Genomic DNA, 20,224 nt, shown 5'->3' on the forward strand with positions numbered 1-20,224 from the left:
CCGGGCCCTCTCGCCGGAAACCGGACGCTTCACGCTCGACGTACCGAGTGATCAACCGAAAGAGCTTTCAACCGACAGGACGACGTAACATGGCTGAGATCGTTGATATCCGCGCCCTCGAAGTGCTCGATTCCCGCGGCAACCCCACCGTGCAGGCGCAAGTCACGCTGAGTGGCGGCATCACTGGCAGCGCCTGCGCGCCCAGCGGCGCATCCACCGGTTCTCGTGAAGCGCTGGAGCTGCGCGACGGCGACAAGTCGCGCTATCTGGGCAAGGGCGTGCTGAAGGCCGTCGACGCGGTCAATGGCAAGATCCGCGAGCGCTTGATGGGCATGGATGCCAGCGACCAGCGGGCCCTCGACGACGCCATGCTGGCGCTGGACGGTACCGACAACAAGGCCAGCCTAGGGGCCAACGCGATTCTCGCGGTGTCGCTGGCCGCGGCCAAGGCGGCGGCGACGGAGAAGGGCGTGCCACTCTACGCCCACATCGCCGAACTCTACGGCCAGCCGGGTCACTACACCATGCCGGTACCGATGATGAATATCATCAACGGTGGCGAGCATGCCGACAACAACGTCGACATCCAGGAGTTCATGGTCCAGCCGGTGGGCGCGCCCAACTTCCGCGAGGCGTTGCGCATGGGTGCGGAGATCTTCCATGCACTGAAAAAGGTACTGTCCGCCAAGGGGCTTTCCACGTCGGTGGGCGACGAGGGTGGTTTCGCGCCGAACCTCTCCTCCAACGCCGAGGCCCTGGCGGTGATCAAGCAGGCGATCGACGATGCCGGTTACCATCTGGGCAAGGATGTCACCCTGGCACTCGACTGCGCCTCCAGCGAATTCTTCAAGGATGGCAGCTACGACCTCGCCGGCGAAGGCAAGCAGTACGACGCCGCGGGGTTCACCGACTACCTGGCCGATCTCTGCAATCAGTATCCGATCGTCTCCATCGAGGATGGCATGGACGAGTCGGATTGGGATGGCTGGAAAGCGTTGACCGACAAGCTGGGCGACAAGATCCAGTTGGTCGGTGACGACCTTTTCGTCACCAACACCCGGATATTGAAGCGGGGTATCGACGAGAAGATCGGCAACTCGATCCTGATCAAGTTCAACCAGATCGGCTCGCTCTCCGAAACGCTGGACGCCATCCGGATGGCCCAGGATGCCGGCTTTACCGCGGTGATCTCGCATCGCAGCGGCGAGACCGAAGACACCACCATCGCCGATCTCGCCGTGGGCACTGCCGCCGGCCAGATCAAGACCGGTTCGCTGTGCCGCTCCGATCGTGTCGCCAAGTACAACCGCCTGCTGGTGATCGAGCAGGAACTGGGTGACAAGGCCGCCTATCCGGGTCTGAAGGCAATAAAAGGGCAGTAATGTCTGCCCGATTGATTGAAACGCAAGAAGGCCGCTCATCGAGCGGCCTTCTTGCGTTCTTCGGCAGCGAGTGTCCGATTTGCGTAATGAGCGCAGGCCAGACAAGGCGAGATCAATCGAAAAAGCGGAGTTTACGAGGTGTAAATGAGCACTTTGAGAGTGATTTCAACGCAGTATGGCCAAGCGTAATAGCAAATCAGCGTTCGAGCAGCTCGATCTTGTTGGGCTTGCCGTCCCACTCCTTGGCGTCTTCCGGCGGCTCCTTCTGCTCGGCGATGTTGGGCCATACTTCGGCGAGTTCGGCGTTGAGTTCGATGAACTGCTGCTGGCCGTCGGGTAGCTCGTCCTCCGAGAAGATCGCCTCGGCGGGGCACTCCGGTTCACAGAGGGCACAGTCGATACACTCGTCGGGGTGAATGACTAGGAAATTGGGCCCTTCGTAGAAGCAGTCCACCGGGCAGACTTCGACGCAGTCGGTGTATTTGCACTTGATGCAGTTCTCGGTGACGACGAACGTCATGGGTGATCTCTCCTGTTGTGGGGCTGGCCCTTCTTGTCACGGTCTTGGCGGATATTGGAAACGCTTGATAGAAATCACCGCGCATGACGGTGCCGCCGATGCTACTCGAATGGCGCCATATTCTAGGCGGCGGGCGCCAATCCCGGCAAGCCGGGCTTGGGAACATCGAGGAATGGCGTTATAGCTTCCTTGTCGCTCAGCGTTGATCGCGCCAGGCATAGAGCAGATCCAGCGCCGCCCGCGGTGTCAGCGAGTCGACGTCGAGCGACTCCAGTGCCTCGATTACCGGATGGGGCGTCGCGGCGAACAGGTCCGCCTGCTGCGGCCCCGTGGGCTGGGCGTGCTTGTCCGACATCGCCGGCATCGCGGCAGGCTGCTCGAGACTGGCCAGCTTGTCGCGGGCGCGGGCAATCACGCTCTGGGGCACGCCGGCGAGCTGGGCGACCTGCAGGCCGTAGCTCTGACTGGCCGGCCCCTCTTCGACGCGGTGCATGAAGACGATCCCGTCGCGATGCTCCGCGGCGGTCAGGTGAACGTTGGCGACGGTCTCCTGCTGTTCGGCCAGTGCGGTCATCTCGAAGTAATGAGTGGCGAACAGGGTGAAGGCGCGCTGGCTGGCGAGATGCTCGGCGCTGGCCCAGGCCAGAGAGAGGCCGTCGAAGGTACTGGTGCCGCGGCCGATCTCGTCCATCAGCACCAGGCTCTCGGCGGTGGCGTTGTGGAGGATGCTGGCGGTCTCGGTCATCTCCACCATGAAGGTGGAGCGGCCGCCGGCCAGGTCGTCGCTTGAACCGATCCGGGTGAAGATCCGGTCCACCGGGCCGATCTCGGCACTCTCCGCCGGAACGAAACTGCCGGTATGGGCGAGCAGGGCGATCAGCGCCGCCTGACGCATGTAGGTCGACTTGCCGCCCATGTTGGGGCCGGTGATGACCAGCATGCGGCGATCGTCATCGAGAATCAGGTCGTTGGGCACGAACGGATGCTGGCTGACGTGTTCGACCACGGGGTGGCGGCCGCCGATGATATGGAACCCCGGTGTCTCCGAGAGCCGAGGCCGCACGAACTCCAGGTTCTGGGCGCGCTCGGCGAAGGCGCAGAGCACGTCGAGCGCACCCAGCGAGCGACCGGTGGCCTGCAGCGCGTCGAGTTCGGCATTGAGGGTATCGATCAGGCTTTCGTAGAGCAGCTTCTCCCGCGCCAGCGCACGCGACTTGGCCGACAGCGCCTTGTCCTCGAACTCCTTGAGCTCGGGGATGATGAAGCGCTCGGCGTTCTTCAGCGTCTGGCGACGGATGTAGTCCGCCGGCACCTCGCGGGCCTGGGCGCGCGGGATCTCGATGTAGTAGCCGTGAACCCGGTTGTAGCCGACCTTGAGGCCGGACAGGCCGGTGCGTTCGCGCTCACGAAGCTCGAGCTGGACCAGGTAGTCGCCGGCATGCTCGGCCAGGCCGCGATACTCGTCGAGTTCGGCATCGAAACCTTCGCGGATGACCCCGCCATCCCGGATCACCACCGGCGGGTTGTCGATCAGTGCCTGGGTCAGGGTGGCGGCCAGTTCGGGATAGGGGTGGATATGGCGGGCGAGGTCGTCCAGTGCGCTTTCGCCCTCGATACGCTCGAGGTCGGCCTGCAGTGTCGGCAGCACGTTGAGCGCGTCGCGCAGGCGGGCCAGATCTCGGGGCCGGGCGCTGCGCAGTGCCACCCGGGCCAGTATCCGCTCGACATCGCCAACCTCTTTGAGTGGCTCGCGGATCAGCAGGTACTGGTCGGCGTCGAGCAGCAGTTGTACCGCTGCCTGTCGGGCACCGATCTGATGCCGGTCACGCAGTGGCCGATTGAGCCAGCGCTTGAGCAGACGCGACCCCATCGGCGTGACGGTCGTGTCGAGCACGCTGGCCAGGGTGTTGTCGCCGCTGCCGCCGAGGTTGATGTCGATCTCGAGATTACGGCGGCTGGCGGCATCGATCACCACCGATTCGTCACGGCTCTCGACGCTCAGCGCGGTGACGTGAGGCAACCGGGAACGCTGAGTGTCCCTGGCGTAGTCGACCAGCACTCCGGCGGCGACCAGCGCGGTTTCGAGGTGGGTGCAGCCGAAGCCCCTGAGATCCGCGACCTCGAACTGGTCGCACAGCAGGCGATTGGCCGTTTCCAGGTCGAAATGCCAGTCGTTCTGACGTTTCAGGCCGCGCCGCTCCGTCAGCGACGGCGGGAGGTCGAGGCTTTCGGCGATCAGCAGTTCTGCGGGCTGCAGGCGATGAATCTCGGCCAGCATGTCGGCCTCGCCATCGATCTCGAGCACGCTGAAGCGGCCGCTGGAAAGTTCCAGCCAGGCAATGCCCCAGCGTTCGCCGGTGCGATGGAGGGCGACCAGCAGGTTGTCACGGCTGGCATCGAGCAGCGCTTCGTCGAGCAGCGTTCCCGGTGTGACGATGCGCACGACGCGGCGTTCCACCGGACCCTTGGCCGTGCTCGGATCACCGACCTGCTCGCAGATGGCCACCGACTGACCGGACTTGACCAGGCGCGCCAGGTAGGACTCGACGCTATGGTAGGGAATACCCGCCATGGGGATCGGCTTGCCGGCCGACTGGCCACGGGCCGTCAGCGTGATGTCGAGCAGTTGCGAGGCCCGCTTGGCGTCGTCGTAGAAAAGCTCGTAGAAATCGCCCATCCGGTAGAAGAGCAGTACATCCGGGTGCTCGCGCTTGATCTTGAGGTACTGCGCCATCATCGGCGTATGCTGGGTGCTCTTGCTGGAGGCCGCGTCCTGCATGGTGTCTCGGAAACTCCGTCGATTCTTGGGACACAGAGGGGCATCGGAATGCCGGGTCGTACCGAAAGGGGCAAGGTTACCACGCGGTGGCTGGGTCCGGCACCGCGCGAGGCGGCGGTCGCCTTAGAGGGGATCATGCATCAGGTGTAGTGATTTCAGCCTGAGTGCCCGTCGATAACTCGTTACAGTGTGTGAAATCGGCACTTGAGGACTCACATATGGCCCGGTTGGTGCTCAACCACCTCAGCGATTCCACGTATCGTCTGTTGGCTATCGAAGCCAACAAGCGTAACGTGAATCTCAGCGAACTGGCCGTCGTGCTGCTGGAGATCGCCGTCGCCGAACTGGCGGCGCGTCATCCGGCGATGATCCCCCCGGATCGGGATCCCCGCGAGCCGGACTGAACCGCCTCCCGCCGCTGCCTTGCTCCATCAGGGCGTGATCGACCCTTCGCGATACCAGACATCCTCACAGCACTCCTGCAACCATTGCACGACCCACGATTCTCCGCATACTGAATGGCGGTCGGTTTACCGTTGGTGCTCGGTCGCCGCTTTCCGGGGAGTGAAAGCCAGCGAGTGGAACGAGCCCTGAAAGAGGAAGTTGCCATGACGAACGCGTCGATACCGCGCCAAGATGCCGAACTGGATGCCGAGGCGCTCTCCCGACGCCTGGGGGAGGCCTGTCTGGCCCAGGACATCCGGCTGACCACGGCGGAATCCTGTACCGGCGGCGGCGTGGCCAGCGCCATCACGGCGATCGCCGGCAGCTCCGCCTATTTCGAGACCGGTTACGTGACCTATGCCAACGCGGCCAAGCGGCGCCTGCTGGGAGTGTCCCAGGCCACCTTGGAGACCCATGGCGCGGTCAGCGAGCAGACCGTCAGGGAGATGGTCATCGGCGCCTGCCGCGACAGCGGGGCCGATCTCGGTGTCTCGGTCAGCGGCGTCGCCGGCCCGGCAGGGGGCAGCCCGGACAAGCCCGTGGGTACGGTGTGGTTCGCCTGGGGCAACCAGCACCATCAGCGGGTGGAGCGTCATCACCTGCCGGGCGATCGTCGGCAGGTCCGGGAGGCGGCGGTTGCCGTGGCGCTGTCGGGGCTGGTCGAGTCGGTGACGGAAGGTCGGCCCGGCGGGCCTCGGCGATGACAGGGTCGTCGACGTCCGACGCTTCGCGACGGCAGGATTGAAAATCTTCGGCGGGGGATAGGCGAGAGCGCTTTTTTTCGCCATACTACTGTCTAACCATACAGTACGTGAGCCGAGCGCCGTGATCGGCGCTGCCCCGCCTCACTTCGTGCATCCATAGGAGACGTTCATGGCACAGGACGAAAACCGCAGCAAGGCACTCAATGCGGCACTGTCGCAGATCGATCGTCAATTCGGCAAAGGCACCGTGATGCGCTTGGGCGACACCCCGCGTACCGCGATCCCGGTGGTGTCGACAGGGTCTCTGGGCCTGGATATCGCGCTGGGTGTGGGCGGGTTGCCCTATGGTCGTGTGGTCGAGATCTTCGGTCCGGAGTCCTCGGGCAAGACGACCCTGACGCTGTCGGTGATCGCCCAGGCCCAGAAGGACGGCAAGACCTGCGCCTTCGTCGATGCCGAGCACGCCCTCGACCCGAGCTACGCCGAAAAACTGGGAGTCGATCTCGACGAGCTGCTGGTCTCCCAGCCCGATACCGGCGAGCAGGCTCTCGAGATCTGCGACATGCTGGTACGCTCCGGTGGCGTCGACGTCATCATCATCGATTCCGTGGCGGCGCTGACGCCGCGGGCGGAGATCGAAGGGGAGATGGGCGATTCCCACGTCGGCCTCCAGGCGCGCCTGATGTCCCAGGCACTGCGCAAGATCACCGGCAACATCAAGAACGCCAACTGCATGGTGGTGTTCATCAACCAGATTCGCATGAAGATCGGCGTGATGTTCGGCAGCCCCGAGACCACGACCGGGGGCAACGCGCTGAAGTTCTACTCCAGCGTGCGCCTCGACATTCGCCGCATCGGTTCGGTCAAGCAGGGCGACGAGGTCACCGGCAACGAAACCCGGGTCAAGGTGGTGAAGAACAAGGTGGCGCCGCCGTTCCGCCAGTCCGAGTTCCAGATCCTGTATGGCAAGGGTATCTACCATGCCGGTGAGGTGATCGATCTTGGCGTGCAGTGCAACCTGGTCGACAAGGCGGGGGCCTGGTACAGCTACAAGGGCAGCAAGATCGGCCAGGGTAAGGCCAACGCCGCCCAGTATCTCGAGGAGCATCCTGAGGTGATGACCGAGATCGAGACGCAGATCCGGGCCCAGCTGCTCGCGGTGCCGGCGACCAAGGAGAAGGAGCCCGAAGCGGCTGTCGCCGAGGGCGATGATGCCGGTGATACGCTGCTGTAAGCCGCTATCGATGGAGGCGGGGGATTGATGGCTGAGCGCAACGGCGCCCTCTGTCATGAGGAGACCTCTCGTGATGAGGTCTCTCGTGATGAGGTCTCTCGTGACGAAGCCCTCCGGGAGGTCTCTCCCAGAGACGTTGCCATTCGGTTCCTGGCTCGGCGCGAATATGCTCGTGCCGAGCTGGAGACGCGAATGAGCGCGAAGGGCCTGGACAGCGCGGATATTCGACAGGCGCTGGACGACCTGGCGAGGGAGGGGCTTCAATCCGATGCCAGATTCGCCGAGGTTTTCGTCCGCTCCCGCATCGCGCGTGGCCAGGGGCCCGTCAAGATTCGAGTCGATATGGCACAGCGGGGGATCGATGAGTCGCTGATGGCGTTGGCTTTCGAGAGCGAGGCCCCAGACTGGAAGGAGCTGGCGAGTCAGGCCCTCGCCAAGCGCTTCGACTCACCGGGCTCGACGCCCAGGGATCGCGCCAAGAGAGAGCGTTTCCTGGCGGGGCGGGGCTTCGAGTTCGAACAGGTTCGCCATGCCATCAGACACGCCTGGCCAGAAGGCACTCGCTGACACCCCAGCGTCAATTCCATATCAACCCGAACCCCAGGCGGGTTCCCTCTTTGCCTCCCTACCTTCTTTTCCCTCGCCGTGACACGACGACCGTTCGACGTTTTGAAGCCTCGCTGACGGGTCGCTCTGAGGCAGCCTCCGGGCGCATGCGGTATTCACCGTATTCTTCGCTCACTCGCCGATTGCCCGCCCGGCATGGCGAGGGTGTCGGGCAGGCGACAATGGTGTCGCACTCGACAGACTATCGGCCGACCACGTTATACTAATGCGCTTTGCGATGGCAGGAGAGGCGTTCACGGCGTTTCTCCATTGCCGGATTCTGCGTCGCCACGTGGTCTGCTAGCCGCCGTGGGCACGCCTATCGCCACGGATTGTTTATGAAAAGTGCAGATATCAGACAGGCTTTCCTGAGCTTCTTCGAGGAGCGCGGGCACACGATCGTCCCTTCCGCCTCTCTGGTGCCGGAAAACGATCCCACGCTCCTCTTCACCAATGCCGGCATGGTGCCGTTCAAGGATGTGTTCCTGGGACGGGATCCGCGCCCCTATGTGCGTGCCACCTCGGCCCAGCGCTGCGTGCGTGCCGGTGGCAAGCACAACGACCTCGACAACGTCGGCTATACCGCTCGCCACCACACCTTCTTCGAGATGATGGGCAACTTCAGCTTCGGCGACTATTTCAAGGCCGACGCCATCCGTTACGCCTGGACCTTCATTACCGAGGTCCTGGCGCTGCCCAAGGACAAGCTCTGGGTCACGGTCCATATCAGCGACGACGAAGCGGCCAGAATCTGGATCGAGGATATCGGGGTCGATCCGGCGCGGCTGTCGCGCCTGGATGAAGACAACTTCTGGCAGATGGGCGATACCGGCCCCTGCGGCCCGTGTTCGGAGATCTTCTACGACCACGGCCCCGAGGTCTGGGGCGGCCCGCCGGGAAGCCCGGAAGAGGACGGGGATCGCTACATCGAGGTGTGGAATCTCGTCTTCATGCAGTTCGACCGCGACGCTTCCGGCAAGATGAACCCGCTGCCCAAGCCGTCTATCGATACCGGCATGGGGCTGGAACGCATGGCGGCGGTGATGCAGGGCGTCCACTCCAACTACGAGATCGACCTGTTCCGGAACCTGCTGCTGGCGGCGGCCGAAGTGACCGGCCATGACGATATCAAGACGCCCTCGCTGCGGGTCATTGCCGACCATATCCGCTCCTGTGCCTTCCTGATCGTCGACGGTGTCCTGCCGTCCAACGAAGGTCGTGGCTACGTGCTGCGTCGCATCATCCGCCGGGCGGTACGCCATGGGCACAAGCTGGGCGCCAGCGAGCCGTTCTTCCACAAGCTGGTGGCAGCGCTCGACGCCGAGATGGGCGAAGCCTACCCCGAGCTGCGTCAGGCCCGCAATCAGATCGAGCGGGTACTGCTGAAGGAGGAGCAGCAGTTCGCGCGGACGCTGGATCATGGCATGGGCTTGCTCGAGGAGGCGCTCTCGGCACTCGAGGATGACGTACTTCCCGGCGAAACGATCTTCAAGCTCTACGACACCTACGGCTTCCCGTTCGATCTGACCGCCGACGTCTGCCGCGAGCGCGGCGTGACGCTGGACGAGGCGGGGTTCGAGCGCGAGCTGGAAGCGCAGCGCCAGCGGGCCCGTGCCGCCAGCCAGTTCGGCGGCGATTATGGTGCCGCCCTCGAGCTCGAGGGCAGCACCGAGTTCACCGGCTACGATCAGCTGGAGGATTCGTCGAAGGTGACGGCCATCGTCGATGAAGCGGGCAACGCGCTTGAGGCTCTCGAGGCGGGCCAGAAGGGTATCGTGGTGCTGGATCGCACCCCTTTCTATGCCGAGTCCGGCGGCCAGGTGGGCGATACCGGCTATCTCCGAACCGACGGTGGCCGCTTCCAGGTCACCAATACCCGCAAGCAGGCGGGGCATCACCTGCATGAGGGCGTGATGCTCGAAGGGCGGGTGACCGTCGGCGAGAGGCTCTCACCGCAGGTGGATCCCGCGCTGCGGCTGGCGACCATGCGCAACCACTCGGCAACGCACCTGCTTCATGAAGCCTTGCGATTGACGCTCGGCGACCATGTGCAGCAGAAGGGGTCGCTGGTCAGCGCCGAGCGCCTGCGCTTCGATTTCAGCCATTTCGAGCCGCTCACGCCGGCGCAACTGGCGCAGGTCGCGCATATCGTCAATGCTCAGATCATGGCCAACGCGCCGACCCGAACCGAGCTGATGACGCTCGACGAGGCCAAGGCGAAGGGGGCTCGTGCCCTGTTCGAGGCCAAGTATCTCGATAGCGTGCGGGTACTGACGATCGGTGCCGACGACTTTTCGATCGAGCTTTGCGGTGGCACGCACGTGGCCCGCAGTGGTGACATCGGGCCGTTCCATGTCGTTTCCGAGTCCGGCACCGCAGCGGGGGTGAGGCGTATCGAGGCGGTGACCGGCGAGGCGGCAATGGCGTGGTTCGAGGCCCAAGAGCGGGAGCTCAATACCGTCAGCGAACGTCTGAAGGTCAAGCCGGAGCAGGTCGTCGAACGGCTGGACGCCGTACTCGAAAGACAGCGGGGATTGGAAAAGGAACTCGAGCGCCTCAAGGCCAAGCTGGCCAGCGCGGCGGGTAACGACCTGCTCGGGCAGGCGCAACAGGTCGAAGGCGTCCGGGTGCTGGCGACCCAGCTCGAGGGGGTGTCGGGCAAGGAACTGCGGGGGCTGCACGATCAGCTCAAGCAGAAACTGGGGTCCGGTATCCTGGTGCTGGCAACGGCCCAGGAGGGCAAGGTCAGCCTGATCGCCGGCGTGACAGACGATCTGGTTGCCAAGGTCAAGGCCGGCGAGCTCGTCAATCACGTCGCCGCACAGGTCGGGGGCAAGGGTGGCGGACGTCCCGATATGGCTCAAGCAGGTGGCAGCGACCCGGCACGGCTGCCGGCGGCGCTGGAGAGCGTGTCGGCCTGGGTTGCCGAGCGGCTGGCCTAAATGCATTCACGACCGGCGCCAGCGCCGGTCGACAACGCTAGGGAGCATTGAGCAGACTCATGGCGCTATACGTACAGAAATTCGGAGGCACGTCGGTCGGCTCGGTGGAGCGGATCAAGGCCGTGGCCGAGAAGGTCAAGCGTGATCGCGACGCCGGCCACCGTGTCGTCGTGGTGGTGTCGGCGATGAGCGGCGAGACCAATCGCCTCATCGGCCTGGCCAGTCAGATCAACGAGGATCCGACCCCGCGCGAGATGGACATGCTCGTCTCGACCGGGGAGCAGGTCACGATTTCGCTGCTGGCCATGGCCTTGCATCAGTTGGGCGTGCCGGCCACCTCCTATACCGGTGCCCAGGTGGGCATCCGTACCGACAGCGCGCACACCAAGGCGCGTATCCAGCGCATCGAGACCGATGAACTCCAGGAGGATCTGGATGACGGTCAGGTGGTGGTCGTGGCGGGTTTCCAGGGTGTCGACGAGGAAGGCAACATCACTACCCTGGGGCGCGGCGGCTCGGACACCACCGGCGTGGCGCTGGCTGCGGCACTGAACGCCGACGAGTGCCAGATCTATACCGATGTGGACGGCGTCTACACCACGGATCCCAGGGTCTGCTCCAAGGCGCAGCGCCTGGAGCGGATCACGGTGGAAGAGATGCTGGAACTCGCGAGCCTGGGTTCCAAAGTGCTCCAGATCCGGGCCGTGGAGTTCGCCGGCAAATACAACGTACCGTTACGCGTGCTCTCGAGTTTCGAGGAAGGCCCGGGCACGCTCATCGTGGCAGACGAGGAATTCGAATCGATGGAAGAACCGCTGATCTCCGGTATCGCCTTCACCGCGAACGAGGCCAAGCTGACACTGCTCAATACGCCCGACGTGCCCGGCGTGGCTTCGCGAATTCTGGGGCCGATTGCCGATGCCAACATCGAAGTGGACATGATCGTCCAGAACGTGGCGCCGGCTGGTGACTACACCGACTTCACCTTCACCGTTGCCAAGGGCGATTACAAGCAGACCATGCGGATTCTGCAGAACGACGTCATTCCGGCCTTGGGCGGAGGTGACCTGCGAGGCGACGAGAACATCGCCAAGGTGTCGCTGGTCGGTGTCGGCATGCGTTCCCATGCTGGCGTCGCGTCCAAGATGTTCCGCGTGCTCTCCGAAGAAAACATCAACATTCGGATGGTTTCGACGTCGGAGATCAAGATTTCCGTCGTGATCGACGAGAAGGCGATGGAGCTCGCGGTGAGAGCGCTGCACACCGCGTTTGGCCTCGATAAAGACAGTATTCAAAGCGAATGATCGAATAACACCTTCACGAATGGCCCAAGCGTTCTACGCTAAGGGGGAGTTGGAAGGAAGCGAATGGAACATGCGCTCTTTCAACGATGCCACGGGTTTTCATGGAATGGCGTCATTGGCCTGAGGGGCCGTATGGCGCATAATCGCTCCTCGGGTGGTACACCTGTCGTGCAGGAGCCCGAGAGCTTGACCCGAGAATGGAAGAAGGCCCTGAGAAGGAGATCAGATAATGCTCATCCTGACCCGTCGCGTGGGAGAGACTCTCATGATCGGCGACGACATTACCGTCACGGTTCTGGGAGTGAAAGGGAATCAGGTGCGTATTGGCGTGAATGCGCCCAAGGATGTGGCCGTCCACCGTGAAGAGATCTATCAGCGCATCCAGCGTGAGAAATCCGAGGACGAAGACGGCGATCCTGGCGCGTGAGTGCTGGATAGGCGCTTTGGTACCGTCTGGGCTGGTGAAGTCGTCCCCTTTATCGGCTCGGGCTATCTCTGAAACCCTCCTTCGTTCTTCCGTACTCGCCCTGGTGGCGCCAGCTTTCCGGTAACTTCTTCATCCTCTAAGGTTTTTAGGAATTTTTTTGGCCTATCGGCTGGACAAGGCCAAATGGAATCGGTAATCTACGCGCCGTGCTGATCGGGGAGAGGTGGCCGAGTGGCTGAAGGCGCTCCCCTGCTAAGGGAGTATAGGGTTTATAGCCCTATCGAGGGTTCGAATCCCTCCCTCTCCGCCATTTTCGCAATTGCGAAAACCACGACCGGCACAGTGTGAAAGAAGCATGAATCAAGCGCCCGTAGCTCAGCTGGATAGAGTACCTGACTACGAATCAGGGGGTCGGAGGTTCGAATCCTCCCGGGCGCGCCATTCATCAAGCACTGCGTACCTGCGGTGTCACTTCACAAGATTCAAGCGCCCGTAGCTCAGCTGGATAGAGTACCTGACTACGAATCAGGGGGTCGGAGGTTCGAATCCTCCCGGGCGCGCCATACAGATGACACCCGCATGCTTCGGCATGCGGGTGTTTTCGTTTGTAGGGTTGTCGTTGAGGGGCTCGTGGCGCTAGCCCGCCAGCGTCGAAGAAGCATGCGCCGCCGTTCCTGAGCTGGTCGAGTCCGAGCTCGACCCAAGGTCGCTCAATCCGGCCACAAAGGGCGCCAGTGCGGTCTCCCGGCGCAGAGCGGTGAAACGCGCCGCGGCCTCGGAATCTCGCCCCCGCATGATGTTGAGCCACTGTTTCAGCAGCGAAACGATGACCTTCTCGGCCATTCCCGCGTCGCGTTTGGCGTCGGCATAGCGAATCAGCATGTCGCTGCGGGCCGACCACGGCGTCGGTGACAGCCGTTCACCGCCGGTTTCCAGCCAATGGCGAATGCGCCGCGCCAGCCATGGGTCGGCGAGCATGCCACGCCCCAGCATGACGTCGCGGCAGCCTGACAGCGTGCGCGCCTTCCAGTAATCCTCGAGCGACCAGATATCGCCATTGGCCACCACCGGCACCCTGACCCCGGCGCGGATCCGGGCGATCCACTCCCAGTGGGCGGGTGGTCGATAGCCCTCACGCCGGGTACGGGCGTGAACCACCAGCTCCTCGGCGCCGCCGGCCTCGGCCGCTTGCGCACAGGCCAGGGCCAACTGCTTGTCGTCGAAGCCGAGCCGCAGCTTGGCGTTGACCGAGACACCATGCCGCTGGCTGACCTCGGCCACCGCACCGACCACGGCGTAGACCCGCTCCGGCGTCCTCAACAGCGAGGCACCGCCGTCATGACGGTTGACGGTCTTGGCCGGGCAGCCGAAGTTGAGGTCGAGACGCGTGACGCCCTGAGAGATCGCCTGTTCGGCGTTGGCCGCCAGGCCCCGGGGGTCGGAGCCCAACAACTGCAGCGTAACGGGGGTGGCGGAGGGGGTGACCGGCCCGGCGCTGCCCGCCGTCGCCAGCTCGGGGCAGTGGCGCAGGAAGACGCGGGGCGGCAATCTGGCATCGACGACACGCACGAATTCGGTGACGCACCAGTCCAGGGCGCCATCCTCGCTCAGCAGTGCTCGCGTATCGCCGTCGATGACGCCCTCCATGGGCGCCAGGCCGAGGCGCCCGCGCGGGGAGGCGTCGGTGGGTACGGAAAAGTGGTGTCGTGCCATGCGGCCTCCAAGGATCTGGCGGGCGCTAAACTAGCACAATCGTGACGGTATGCCATGCCCCGGTGAGGCCCCCGGCGGGCGGGACGACCCGACCGCGCGCGGGCTCAGGTCCGGGCGATCGCCCGTTGCTGGAGCAGACGTCGAACGGTGAACGCCACCGACAGCACGGCGAGCAGCAGCAGGGCCGCCGAGATCGGCCGGGTGAAGAACAGTGTCCAGTTCTCGTCGGCCATCAGCGCACGTCGTAGATTGGTCTCGGCAATCGGCCCCAGGATGACCCCCAGCACCAGCGGTGCCAGCGGATAGTCGAGCTTCGCCAGCAGATAACCGACCAGGCCAACGCCGACCAGCAGGTAGAGGTCGGTGATGCGATTGTTGAGCGCCAGGGCGCCAACGGCACAGCAGACCAGGACCACCGGCACGATGATCGACTTGGGAATCTCGGTGATCCGCAAGAACCAGCGCATGCTGATCAGGCAGAAGGCCAGTACCATGCCGGCGGCCAGGAACATCGCCAGGAACATGCCATAGACCAAGTCCGCACTGTCCATGATCAGGCGTGGGCCGACGCTGACGCCCTGCACCATCAACGCCGCCATCAGCACGGCGTCGACGGCGCTGCCGGGGATGCCCAGCGCGATCATCGGTATCAGCCCGCCGCCGGCGGTGGCGGAATTGCCGGACTCCGAGGCGACCACGCCGTCGGCGATGCCGGTACCGAAACGCTCCGGCGTCCTCGAGGCGCGTTTGGCCTGGTCGTAGGCGATCAGGTTGGCGATGCTGCCGCCCGCTCCGGGCACGGCGCCGATGACCACGCCCAACAGCGACGACCGCAACAGGTTGCCCGGTCGACTCAGAACCTCGCGCATCACCGTGAACGGTCGAAAGTGCATGTCGCCGCGGACCAGCGACTCCCCGCGCTGAAGCGCCGCCGGGTTCTCGACCTCACTGGCGAGCTGGCTGACGGCGAAAATCCCGATCAGCACCACCAGAAACGGGATGCCGGCCGCCAAGACGTCGACGCCGAAGGTGAAACGCGGTACGCCCATCATCGGGTCCTGTCCCACCGTGGCGATGAACAGCCCCAGCAGGCTCATCATCAACCCCTTGAGGATCGACTTGCCGACCAGGCTCGCCACCACCGTCACGGCGAACAGGATCAGCGAGAAGTACTCCCATGGCCCGAGCTTGACGGCGATCATCGCCAGCGGGGGCGCGGCGACGATCAGCACCACGGCGCTGACCAGTGCGCCGAAGAACGACGCCCAGATCCCCAGCGCCAGCGCCCGGCCGGGCTCGCCCTTGCGCGCCATCGGGTAGGCGTCGAACGTCGTCGCCACGGCGGAGGGCGTGCCGGGGATACCCAGCAGCGCCGCGCTGATCAGCCCGCCCGAGCCGCCGCCGACATAGACGGCGAGCATCGTGGCGACGCCCTGCAGCGGCGGCATGGTGAAGGTGACCGGTAGTGTCAGCACGATCGCCATGGTGATCGTGAAGCCAGGAATGGCGGCCGCCACGACACCTGCCATGACGCCAATCATCATGCTGGCAAGCGTCGCCAGCGAAAACAGTTGTTCGACGCTGCTGAGCAGCGCATCGGTCATCGGCATGAAGAACCCTCTTGGCCCCTGGTTGTTGTCGGTATGGGGCTGTCGGTCTGTCGGGGATGAAGCTTCGGGTTACCGCCTTCCGCTACCACAGGCGGCCCGAGGGCAAGGAGATCAGAAATACATGGCTGAACAACGCATAGAGGCCGAGACCGAAGACCGCCGCGACGAGACAGGCGATCAGTAGTCGGCGCCCGCGACGCGCGCCCAGGATGACCTGGACCGCCAACAGGAACAGCAGCGACGCCAGTGCGAAGCCGATCCATGGCATGAGTAGCGCGTAGACACAGAAGGCCGCCAGGGTGGCGAAGGCCAGTCGCCGTTGGACGAACCAGCGGCCGACTCCCACGCGGGTCGCCGGGTCTGCCTGGCGCAGTGCCAGCGCCGACTGGACCACGATCGCCAGATTGAAGATCACCAGGGCGCCGAGGATCAGCCGGGGAAAGGACCCGGCACCCAGCGGTTCCCACATCGACGATGGCAGGTCGCCGGCCTGCACGAACAGGCCGACGAAAAGTGCCGCCAGTGCGGCATTGAAGATGAGGTTGGCGAGCGCCTTGCCACGTTCGCTGCTGGCCTCCCGCCCGGGGCGGGAGGCCATGTCGGTGGTCTCGCTCATCGTGCCAACTTGCCTGAAAGGCGCTTGATCGTGCCGTCGACGTCGGCGAGGTAGTCGGCGTACGCCTGCGGTCCCATGAACTCGACCTCGGCACCGGCCTTGTTGACCCGGTCGACGAAAGCGGGATCCTCGGACATCGCCTCGAAGTCTTTGGCCAGCGTCTCGACCCTGGCAGGGTCGATTCCCTTGGGTGCGACGATGCCGCGATTGATGCTCATGTCGAGATTGTCGTAGCCGAGCTCGCGGAAGGTGGGAACGTCGGGAGTCTGTTCGAGTCGCGTTTTACTACCGACGGCGAGGAATCGCAGGTCGCCGTTCTTGACGAACTCCAGGCTCGACGAGATGTCGCCGATCGATGCGTCGATATGGCCACCCACCAGCGACCGGATGCGGGCACCGGTCCCCTCGAAGCCGACATAGCGGAATTGGGCGCCGATGGCGTCCTCGATCATTGCCGCGTGAACGTGGGGGATGCCACCGAGGGTGGCGCCGATGCGGATTTCGCCGGGGTGCGCCTTGGCGTACTCGGCGAACTCGTCGAAGGTCTTCCAGTCGCTGTCGGCATTGACCACGAGATATTGCGGCGACGAGGCCAGCGAGGCGATCGGCTGGAAATCGTCCCAGTTGAGCGTCGTCAGGCCGGTGGCGTTGGCGGCCATCAAGCCCTCGTGAATCTGGCCCACGGTGTAACCGTCGGGGTCTTTCTGGGCGAGCTCCTTGAGTCCGATCGTGCCACTGACGCCGGGCATGTTGATCACCGGCATCGGCTGGCCGACAAATTCCGGCGCCGCGTTGGAGATGATGCGCATCAGGGCATCGCTGCCGCCGCCCGGCGACCAGGGGACGATGAATTCGATGGCATGGTCGGGGTAGTCGTCAGCCTGGGCCGATTGGCTGACGGTCAGGCCGCCGGCGCCGAGCCCGACGGCCAGGGAGGCGATGGCTGCCCCGGAGGCGAGCAGCCGCCCCAGACGCTTGCGGGGGGCCGGGAGGAGTACGTCGTGGAACATGGGTTGTCCTTGTTTTGGTCTGTTGGTTTGACGTCGTATCGATTCTTGCTGAGTCGTTGTCTCTTTCGCTGCCTCTCTTCAGGATCTTGCCTTGTGGATGCGCTTCGGTTCAGCGCTCGTCTATCCGAGCAACAGGCCGCCGTAAACCAGTCCGACGACCACGGCCCATACCGGATGGAGCTTGAGTCGCCACAGCATGACGACGGCGATCGCGGCGATGATGCCCGTGTGGATCCAGCCGGCATCATGGACACCTTCGTCGAGGAACGACCAGGTGAGATAGCCCATCAGTACCATGATCACCGGTCTCACCCACTGGCTCATCGACTTGACCTTGATCGAATCCCGGTAGCGATACAGCGTCCCCAGCGCGACCAGCATCAGGATCAGCGAAGGGGCGACGGTGGCGAAGGTCGCCACCAGGCCGCCGCCGATCCCGGCCACGTCATAGCCGATGTAGCCGGCCATCTTGGTCGCGATCGGGCTGGGCAGGGTGTTGCCCAGCGCCAGCGTCTCGGCGAACTGCTGGGAACTCATCCAGCCGTAGCGGCCGACCACTTCGTTCTCCACCAGGGGGATGATCGCCGGGCCGCCGCCGTAGCCGACGATATTGGGGATGAAAAATGCCACGAACAGGTCCCAGTAGATCATGGCTTGGCCTCCCCGCTGCGTTTGTGCCGCCGCTCCGGTCGTAGCAGGGCGGCGATGAGGATCGCGCCGATCACCAGTCCCGGGTGGATGCCGAGTCCATAGATCAGGCCGCCGGCGACCACGCCCATGATCAGGGTCGCGATCCAGCCGAGCACGACGCGGGATTTCTGGAAGAAGTCCCAGGTCAGTTGGGCCATCATCACCATCACCACCGGGACGACGCCCTCGCTCATGCCCTGGATCCAGCGCTGATCGCGATAGCGGGTGAACAGCCCCAGGAGCACCACCATCGCCACGATGCACGGCACGATGACGGCGACGACAGCGTTGATGCAGCCCAGCACACCGCCGACCCGATAGCCGATGGTGCCGGCCATCTTGGTCGCGATCGGGCCGGGCAGGGTATTGCCGATGGCCAGCACGTCACCGAACTCCTCGTCGTTCATCCATCGATAGCGGGTCACCGCTTCGGCGCGGACGAGGGGAATCATCGACGGGCCGCCGCCGAAGCCGAGCAGCCCGATACGCAAGAAGGCCATGAACAGGTGGCGCTGGGTGGTGAAGGAACGCTTGGCCATCGATCAGAGCACCGCGATGCTGGAGTCGGTGCGGGGCTCGGTGCCGCCGCAGTACACGCCGCTGTTCGGGTCGCGCAGGATGATCTGGCCACGACCGTAGGCGGTGCTGTCCACGGCCACCGTCATCTGGTGGCCGCGCAGGGACATCTCGCGGACCAGATGCATCGGGTAGCCGGGCTCGATACCGATCCTGCGCCCGCCCATCCACTGCCAGCGCGGTGCATCCAGCGCCGCCTGCGGGTTGAGACCGAAGTCGACCAGGTTCATCACGACCTGCATGTGGCCCTGGGGCTGCATGAAGCCGCCCATGACGCCAAACGGGCCGAGTGCGGTCTCCCCTTGAGTCAAGAAGCCGGGAATGATGGTGTGGAAGGTGCGTTTGCCGGGAGCCAGCACGTTGACGTGATCGGCGTCCAGGCTGAAGCCGTGGCCGCGATTCTGGAGCGAGATGCCAGTATCCGGCACCACCACGCCGGAACCGAAACCGTGATAGTTGCTCTGGATATAGGAGACCATGTTGCCGTCGCTGTCGGCGGTAGCCAGGTAAACGGTGCCGCCAGCTTGTGGCTGCCCGGGCTGGGGATCGATCGCGCGCTCGCCAATCAGGGCGCGGCGGGTGGCGGCATACTCGTCGCTCAACAGCGCGTCGACGCTGGTGCGCATGTGCTCGGCCTGGGTGATGTGGTGATGGCCGTCGGTATAGGCCAGCTTCATCGCTTCCAGTTGGCGGTGCAGCAGCCGTGGGTCGTCGCGCACCGTGACGTCGAACCCTTCCATCATCCGCAGCGCCATCAGCGCGACCATGCCCTGGCCGTTGGGGGGAATCTCCCAGACGTCGATGCCACGGTAGTTGACCGAGATCGGGTCGACCCACTCCGGCGCATAGTCGGCCAGATCGTCGGCGCGTAGATAGCCACCGGTAGCCCGGGAGAAGGCATCGATCTGCTGCGCCAGCTCGCCGCGGTAGAAGCTCTCGCAGCGACTCTCCGCCAGCGCTTCCAGGGTTTTCGCCTGGGCCTCGTTACGATGGAGTTCGCCCGGACGGGGGGCGTGCCCATTGGGTGTGAATGCCTCCAGCCAGGAGGCGATGGCGGGATCGTCCGCCTTGGCGCGAAACTCGATCTCGGCACGCTGCCAGAGTTGGCTGATGACCGGGGAGACGGGAAAGCCCTCCCGGGCGCTGCGGATGGCCGGCGCCAGCAGGGTGGCGAAATCCAGTTTGCCGTATTGGCGCGAGAGTTCGGCCCAGGCGGCGGGGGTGCCGGGGACGGTGACCGGGGTCCAGCCGTGCAGGGGCATCTCGTCATGGCCCGCTGCCTTGACCGCGTCGGGCGTCAATCGCTTCGGCGCGTGCCCACTGGCATTGAGGCCATGGAGCTTGCCGCCACCGTCGCGGCCCTCGGCCAGCCACACCAGGGCAAAGGCGTCGCCGCCGATGCCGTTGCCGCTGGGCTCGACCACGGTCAACATGGCTGCCGTCGCGATGGCGGCGTCTATCGCATTGCCGCCCTGGGCGAGGATGTCCCGCCCAGCCTGACTCGCCTGCGGCTGAGAGGCGGCCACCATGCCGCCCTTGGCATAGGTGGCGCTGCGGCGAGAGGGGAAGGGATTGTTATGGTCGAAGGCAAGAGACATGGCGATACCCGAATTATTGTAAGGCGGTCCGTTGGTTGCCGAAGGCCTTTCGGTTAACGGATGCTAATC

General features: G+C 64.4%; 17 protein-coding genes and 3 tRNA genes. 11 read left to right on the top strand and 9 right to left on the bottom strand.

The window, feature by feature from the left end; genetic code table 11:
• Positions 1–89: 89 nt before the first annotated feature.
• Positions 90–1,382 (top strand): phosphopyruvate hydratase, encoded by a 1,293-nt coding sequence (gene eno / locus DOM56_RS06745; RefSeq protein WP_110708094.1) that lies wholly within the window; start codon positions 90–92, stop codon positions 1,380–1,382.
• 196 nt (positions 1,383–1,578) lie between these two features.
• Here eno and fdxA read toward each other — a convergent pair whose 3' ends face one another.
• Positions 1,579–1,902, bottom strand: a complete 324-nt coding sequence (gene fdxA, locus DOM56_RS06755) for a ferredoxin FdxA (RefSeq protein WP_110708095.1) — start codon at positions 1,900–1,902, stop codon at positions 1,579–1,581.
• Positions 1,903–2,098: 196 nt separating this feature from the next.
• Positions 2,099–4,681, bottom strand: a complete 2,583-nt coding sequence (gene mutS / locus DOM56_RS06760; RefSeq protein ID WP_110708096.1) for a DNA mismatch repair protein MutS — start codon at positions 4,679–4,681, stop codon at positions 2,099–2,101.
• A gap of 218 nt (positions 4,682–4,899) precedes the next feature.
• Here mutS and DOM56_RS06765 point away from each other — a divergent pair, with 218 nt between their 5' ends.
• From DOM56_RS06765 to DOM56_RS06810, 10 genes are all read left to right on the top strand, one after another.
• On the top strand, positions 4,900–5,085 hold the full coding sequence (locus tag DOM56_RS06765; RefSeq protein WP_110598906.1) for a hypothetical protein: 186 nt from the start codon (positions 4,900–4,902) through the stop codon (positions 5,083–5,085).
• 204 nt (positions 5,086–5,289) lie between these two features.
• Complete coding sequence (locus tag DOM56_RS06770; protein ID WP_110708097.1) at positions 5,290–5,829, top strand: CinA family protein; 540 nt, start codon at positions 5,290–5,292, stop codon at positions 5,827–5,829.
• 169 nt (positions 5,830–5,998) lie between these two features.
• Entirely contained in the window at positions 5,999–7,063 is a 1,065-nt protein-coding gene (recA, locus tag DOM56_RS06775; protein ID WP_110708098.1) for a recombinase RecA, read from the top strand.
• Between the two features lie 192 nt (positions 7,064–7,255).
• Positions 7,256–7,630 (top strand): regulatory protein RecX, encoded by a 375-nt coding sequence (locus tag DOM56_RS06780; RefSeq protein WP_348627103.1) that lies wholly within the window; start codon positions 7,256–7,258, stop codon positions 7,628–7,630.
• 377 nt (positions 7,631–8,007) lie between these two features.
• Entirely contained in the window at positions 8,008–10,611 is a 2,604-nt protein-coding gene (gene alaS / locus DOM56_RS06785; protein ID WP_110708100.1) for an alanine--tRNA ligase, read from the top strand.
• Between the two features lie 59 nt (positions 10,612–10,670).
• A complete protein-coding gene (locus DOM56_RS06790) occupies positions 10,671–11,915 on the top strand; it encodes an aspartate kinase (protein WP_110598897.1) in 1,245 nt (414 codons plus the stop codon).
• Between the two features lie 229 nt (positions 11,916–12,144).
• Positions 12,145–12,342, top strand: a complete 198-nt coding sequence (csrA, locus tag DOM56_RS06795) for a carbon storage regulator CsrA (RefSeq protein WP_075570877.1) — start codon at positions 12,145–12,147, stop codon at positions 12,340–12,342.
• 217 nt (positions 12,343–12,559) lie between these two features.
• A tRNA-Ser gene (locus tag DOM56_RS06800) sits at positions 12,560–12,652 on the top strand.
• Positions 12,653–12,706: 54 nt separating this feature from the next.
• Positions 12,707–12,783, top strand: a tRNA-Arg gene (locus tag DOM56_RS06805).
• A 45-nt stretch (positions 12,784–12,828) separates the two neighbouring features.
• A tRNA-Arg gene (locus DOM56_RS06810) sits at positions 12,829–12,905 on the top strand.
• 73 nt (positions 12,906–12,978) lie between these two features.
• On the opposite strand, the gene DOM56_RS06815 is transcribed toward DOM56_RS06810, so the two are convergent.
• The 7 genes from DOM56_RS06815 to DOM56_RS06845 form a co-directional block, all read right to left on the bottom strand.
• The gene (locus DOM56_RS06815; RefSeq protein WP_110708622.1) at positions 12,979–13,989 is read right to left on the bottom strand and encodes a tRNA-dihydrouridine synthase family protein; all 1,011 of its coding nucleotides are present in this window, start codon (positions 13,987–13,989) and stop codon (positions 12,979–12,981) included.
• A 170-nt stretch (positions 13,990–14,159) separates the two neighbouring features.
• On the bottom strand, positions 14,160–15,665 hold the full coding sequence (locus tag DOM56_RS06820; protein ID WP_232822211.1) for a tripartite tricarboxylate transporter permease: 1,506 nt from the start codon (positions 15,663–15,665) through the stop codon (positions 14,160–14,162).
• 82 nt (positions 15,666–15,747) lie between these two features.
• Positions 15,748–16,281, bottom strand: coding sequence for a tripartite tricarboxylate transporter TctB family protein (locus DOM56_RS06825; protein ID WP_110708101.1), 534 nt, complete (start codon positions 16,279–16,281; stop codon positions 15,748–15,750).
• Positions 16,278–17,291, bottom strand: coding sequence for a tripartite tricarboxylate transporter substrate binding protein (locus DOM56_RS06830; RefSeq protein ID WP_110708102.1), 1,014 nt, complete (start codon positions 17,289–17,291; stop codon positions 16,278–16,280). The genes DOM56_RS06825 and DOM56_RS06830 overlap by 4 nt, the downstream gene beginning before the upstream one ends.
• Before the next feature lie 120 nt (positions 17,292–17,411).
• The gene (locus DOM56_RS06835; protein ID WP_110598891.1) at positions 17,412–17,942 is read right to left on the bottom strand and encodes a chromate transporter; all 531 of its coding nucleotides are present in this window, start codon (positions 17,940–17,942) and stop codon (positions 17,412–17,414) included.
• Positions 17,939–18,520 (bottom strand): chromate transporter, encoded by a 582-nt coding sequence (locus DOM56_RS06840; protein WP_110708103.1) that lies wholly within the window; start codon positions 18,518–18,520, stop codon positions 17,939–17,941. The genes DOM56_RS06835 and DOM56_RS06840 overlap by 4 nt, the downstream gene beginning before the upstream one ends.
• Before the next feature lie 3 nt (positions 18,521–18,523).
• Positions 18,524–20,155, bottom strand: coding sequence for a gamma-glutamyltransferase family protein (locus DOM56_RS06845; protein ID WP_110708104.1), 1,632 nt, complete (start codon positions 20,153–20,155; stop codon positions 18,524–18,526).
• Between the last annotated feature and the right edge of the window lie 69 nt (positions 20,156–20,224).

Origin of the sequence: Salinicola sp. CR57, from assembly GCF_003206585.1 — a bacterium.
Classification (GTDB): domain Bacteria; phylum Pseudomonadota; class Gammaproteobacteria; order Pseudomonadales; family Halomonadaceae; genus Salinicola; species Salinicola lusitanus.

Coding starts and splice junctions, on each gene's coding strand:
- DOM56_RS06780 (WP_348627103.1), top strand. CDS start 7,256: ATGAGCGCGAAGGGCCTGGACAGCGCGGATATTCGACAGGCGCTGGAC.
- alaS (WP_110708100.1), top strand. CDS start 8,008: ATGAAAAGTGCAGATATCAGACAGGCTTTCCTGAGCTTCTTCGAGGAG.
- mutS (WP_110708096.1), bottom strand. CDS start 4,681: ATGCAGGACGCGGCCTCCAGCAAGAGCACCCAGCATACGCCGATGATG.
- recA (WP_110708098.1), top strand. CDS start 5,999: ATGGCACAGGACGAAAACCGCAGCAAGGCACTCAATGCGGCACTGTCG.
- DOM56_RS06770 (WP_110708097.1), top strand. CDS start 5,290: ATGACGAACGCGTCGATACCGCGCCAAGATGCCGAACTGGATGCCGAG.
- DOM56_RS06815 (WP_110708622.1), bottom strand. CDS start 13,989: ATGGAGGGCGTCATCGACGGCGATACGCGAGCACTGCTGAGCGAGGAT.
- DOM56_RS06825 (WP_110708101.1), bottom strand. CDS start 16,281: ATGAGCGAGACCACCGACATGGCCTCCCGCCCCGGGCGGGAGGCCAGC.
- eno (WP_110708094.1), top strand. CDS start 90: ATGGCTGAGATCGTTGATATCCGCGCCCTCGAAGTGCTCGATTCCCGC.
- DOM56_RS06845 (WP_110708104.1), bottom strand. CDS start 20,155: ATGTCTCTTGCCTTCGACCATAACAATCCCTTCCCCTCTCGCCGCAGC.
- DOM56_RS06835 (WP_110598891.1), bottom strand. CDS start 17,942: ATGATCTACTGGGACCTGTTCGTGGCATTTTTCATCCCCAATATCGTC.
- csrA (WP_075570877.1), top strand. CDS start 12,145: ATGCTCATCCTGACCCGTCGCGTGGGAGAGACTCTCATGATCGGCGAC.
- DOM56_RS06820 (WP_232822211.1), bottom strand. CDS start 15,665: ATGCCGATGACCGATGCGCTGCTCAGCAGCGTCGAACAACTGTTTTCG.
- DOM56_RS06790 (WP_110598897.1), top strand. CDS start 10,671: ATGGCGCTATACGTACAGAAATTCGGAGGCACGTCGGTCGGCTCGGTG.
- fdxA (WP_110708095.1), bottom strand. CDS start 1,902: ATGACGTTCGTCGTCACCGAGAACTGCATCAAGTGCAAATACACCGAC.
- DOM56_RS06840 (WP_110708103.1), bottom strand. CDS start 18,520: ATGGCCAAGCGTTCCTTCACCACCCAGCGCCACCTGTTCATGGCCTTC.
- DOM56_RS06765 (WP_110598906.1), top strand. CDS start 4,900: ATGGCCCGGTTGGTGCTCAACCACCTCAGCGATTCCACGTATCGTCTG.
- DOM56_RS06830 (WP_110708102.1), bottom strand. CDS start 17,291: ATGTTCCACGACGTACTCCTCCCGGCCCCCCGCAAGCGTCTGGGGCGG.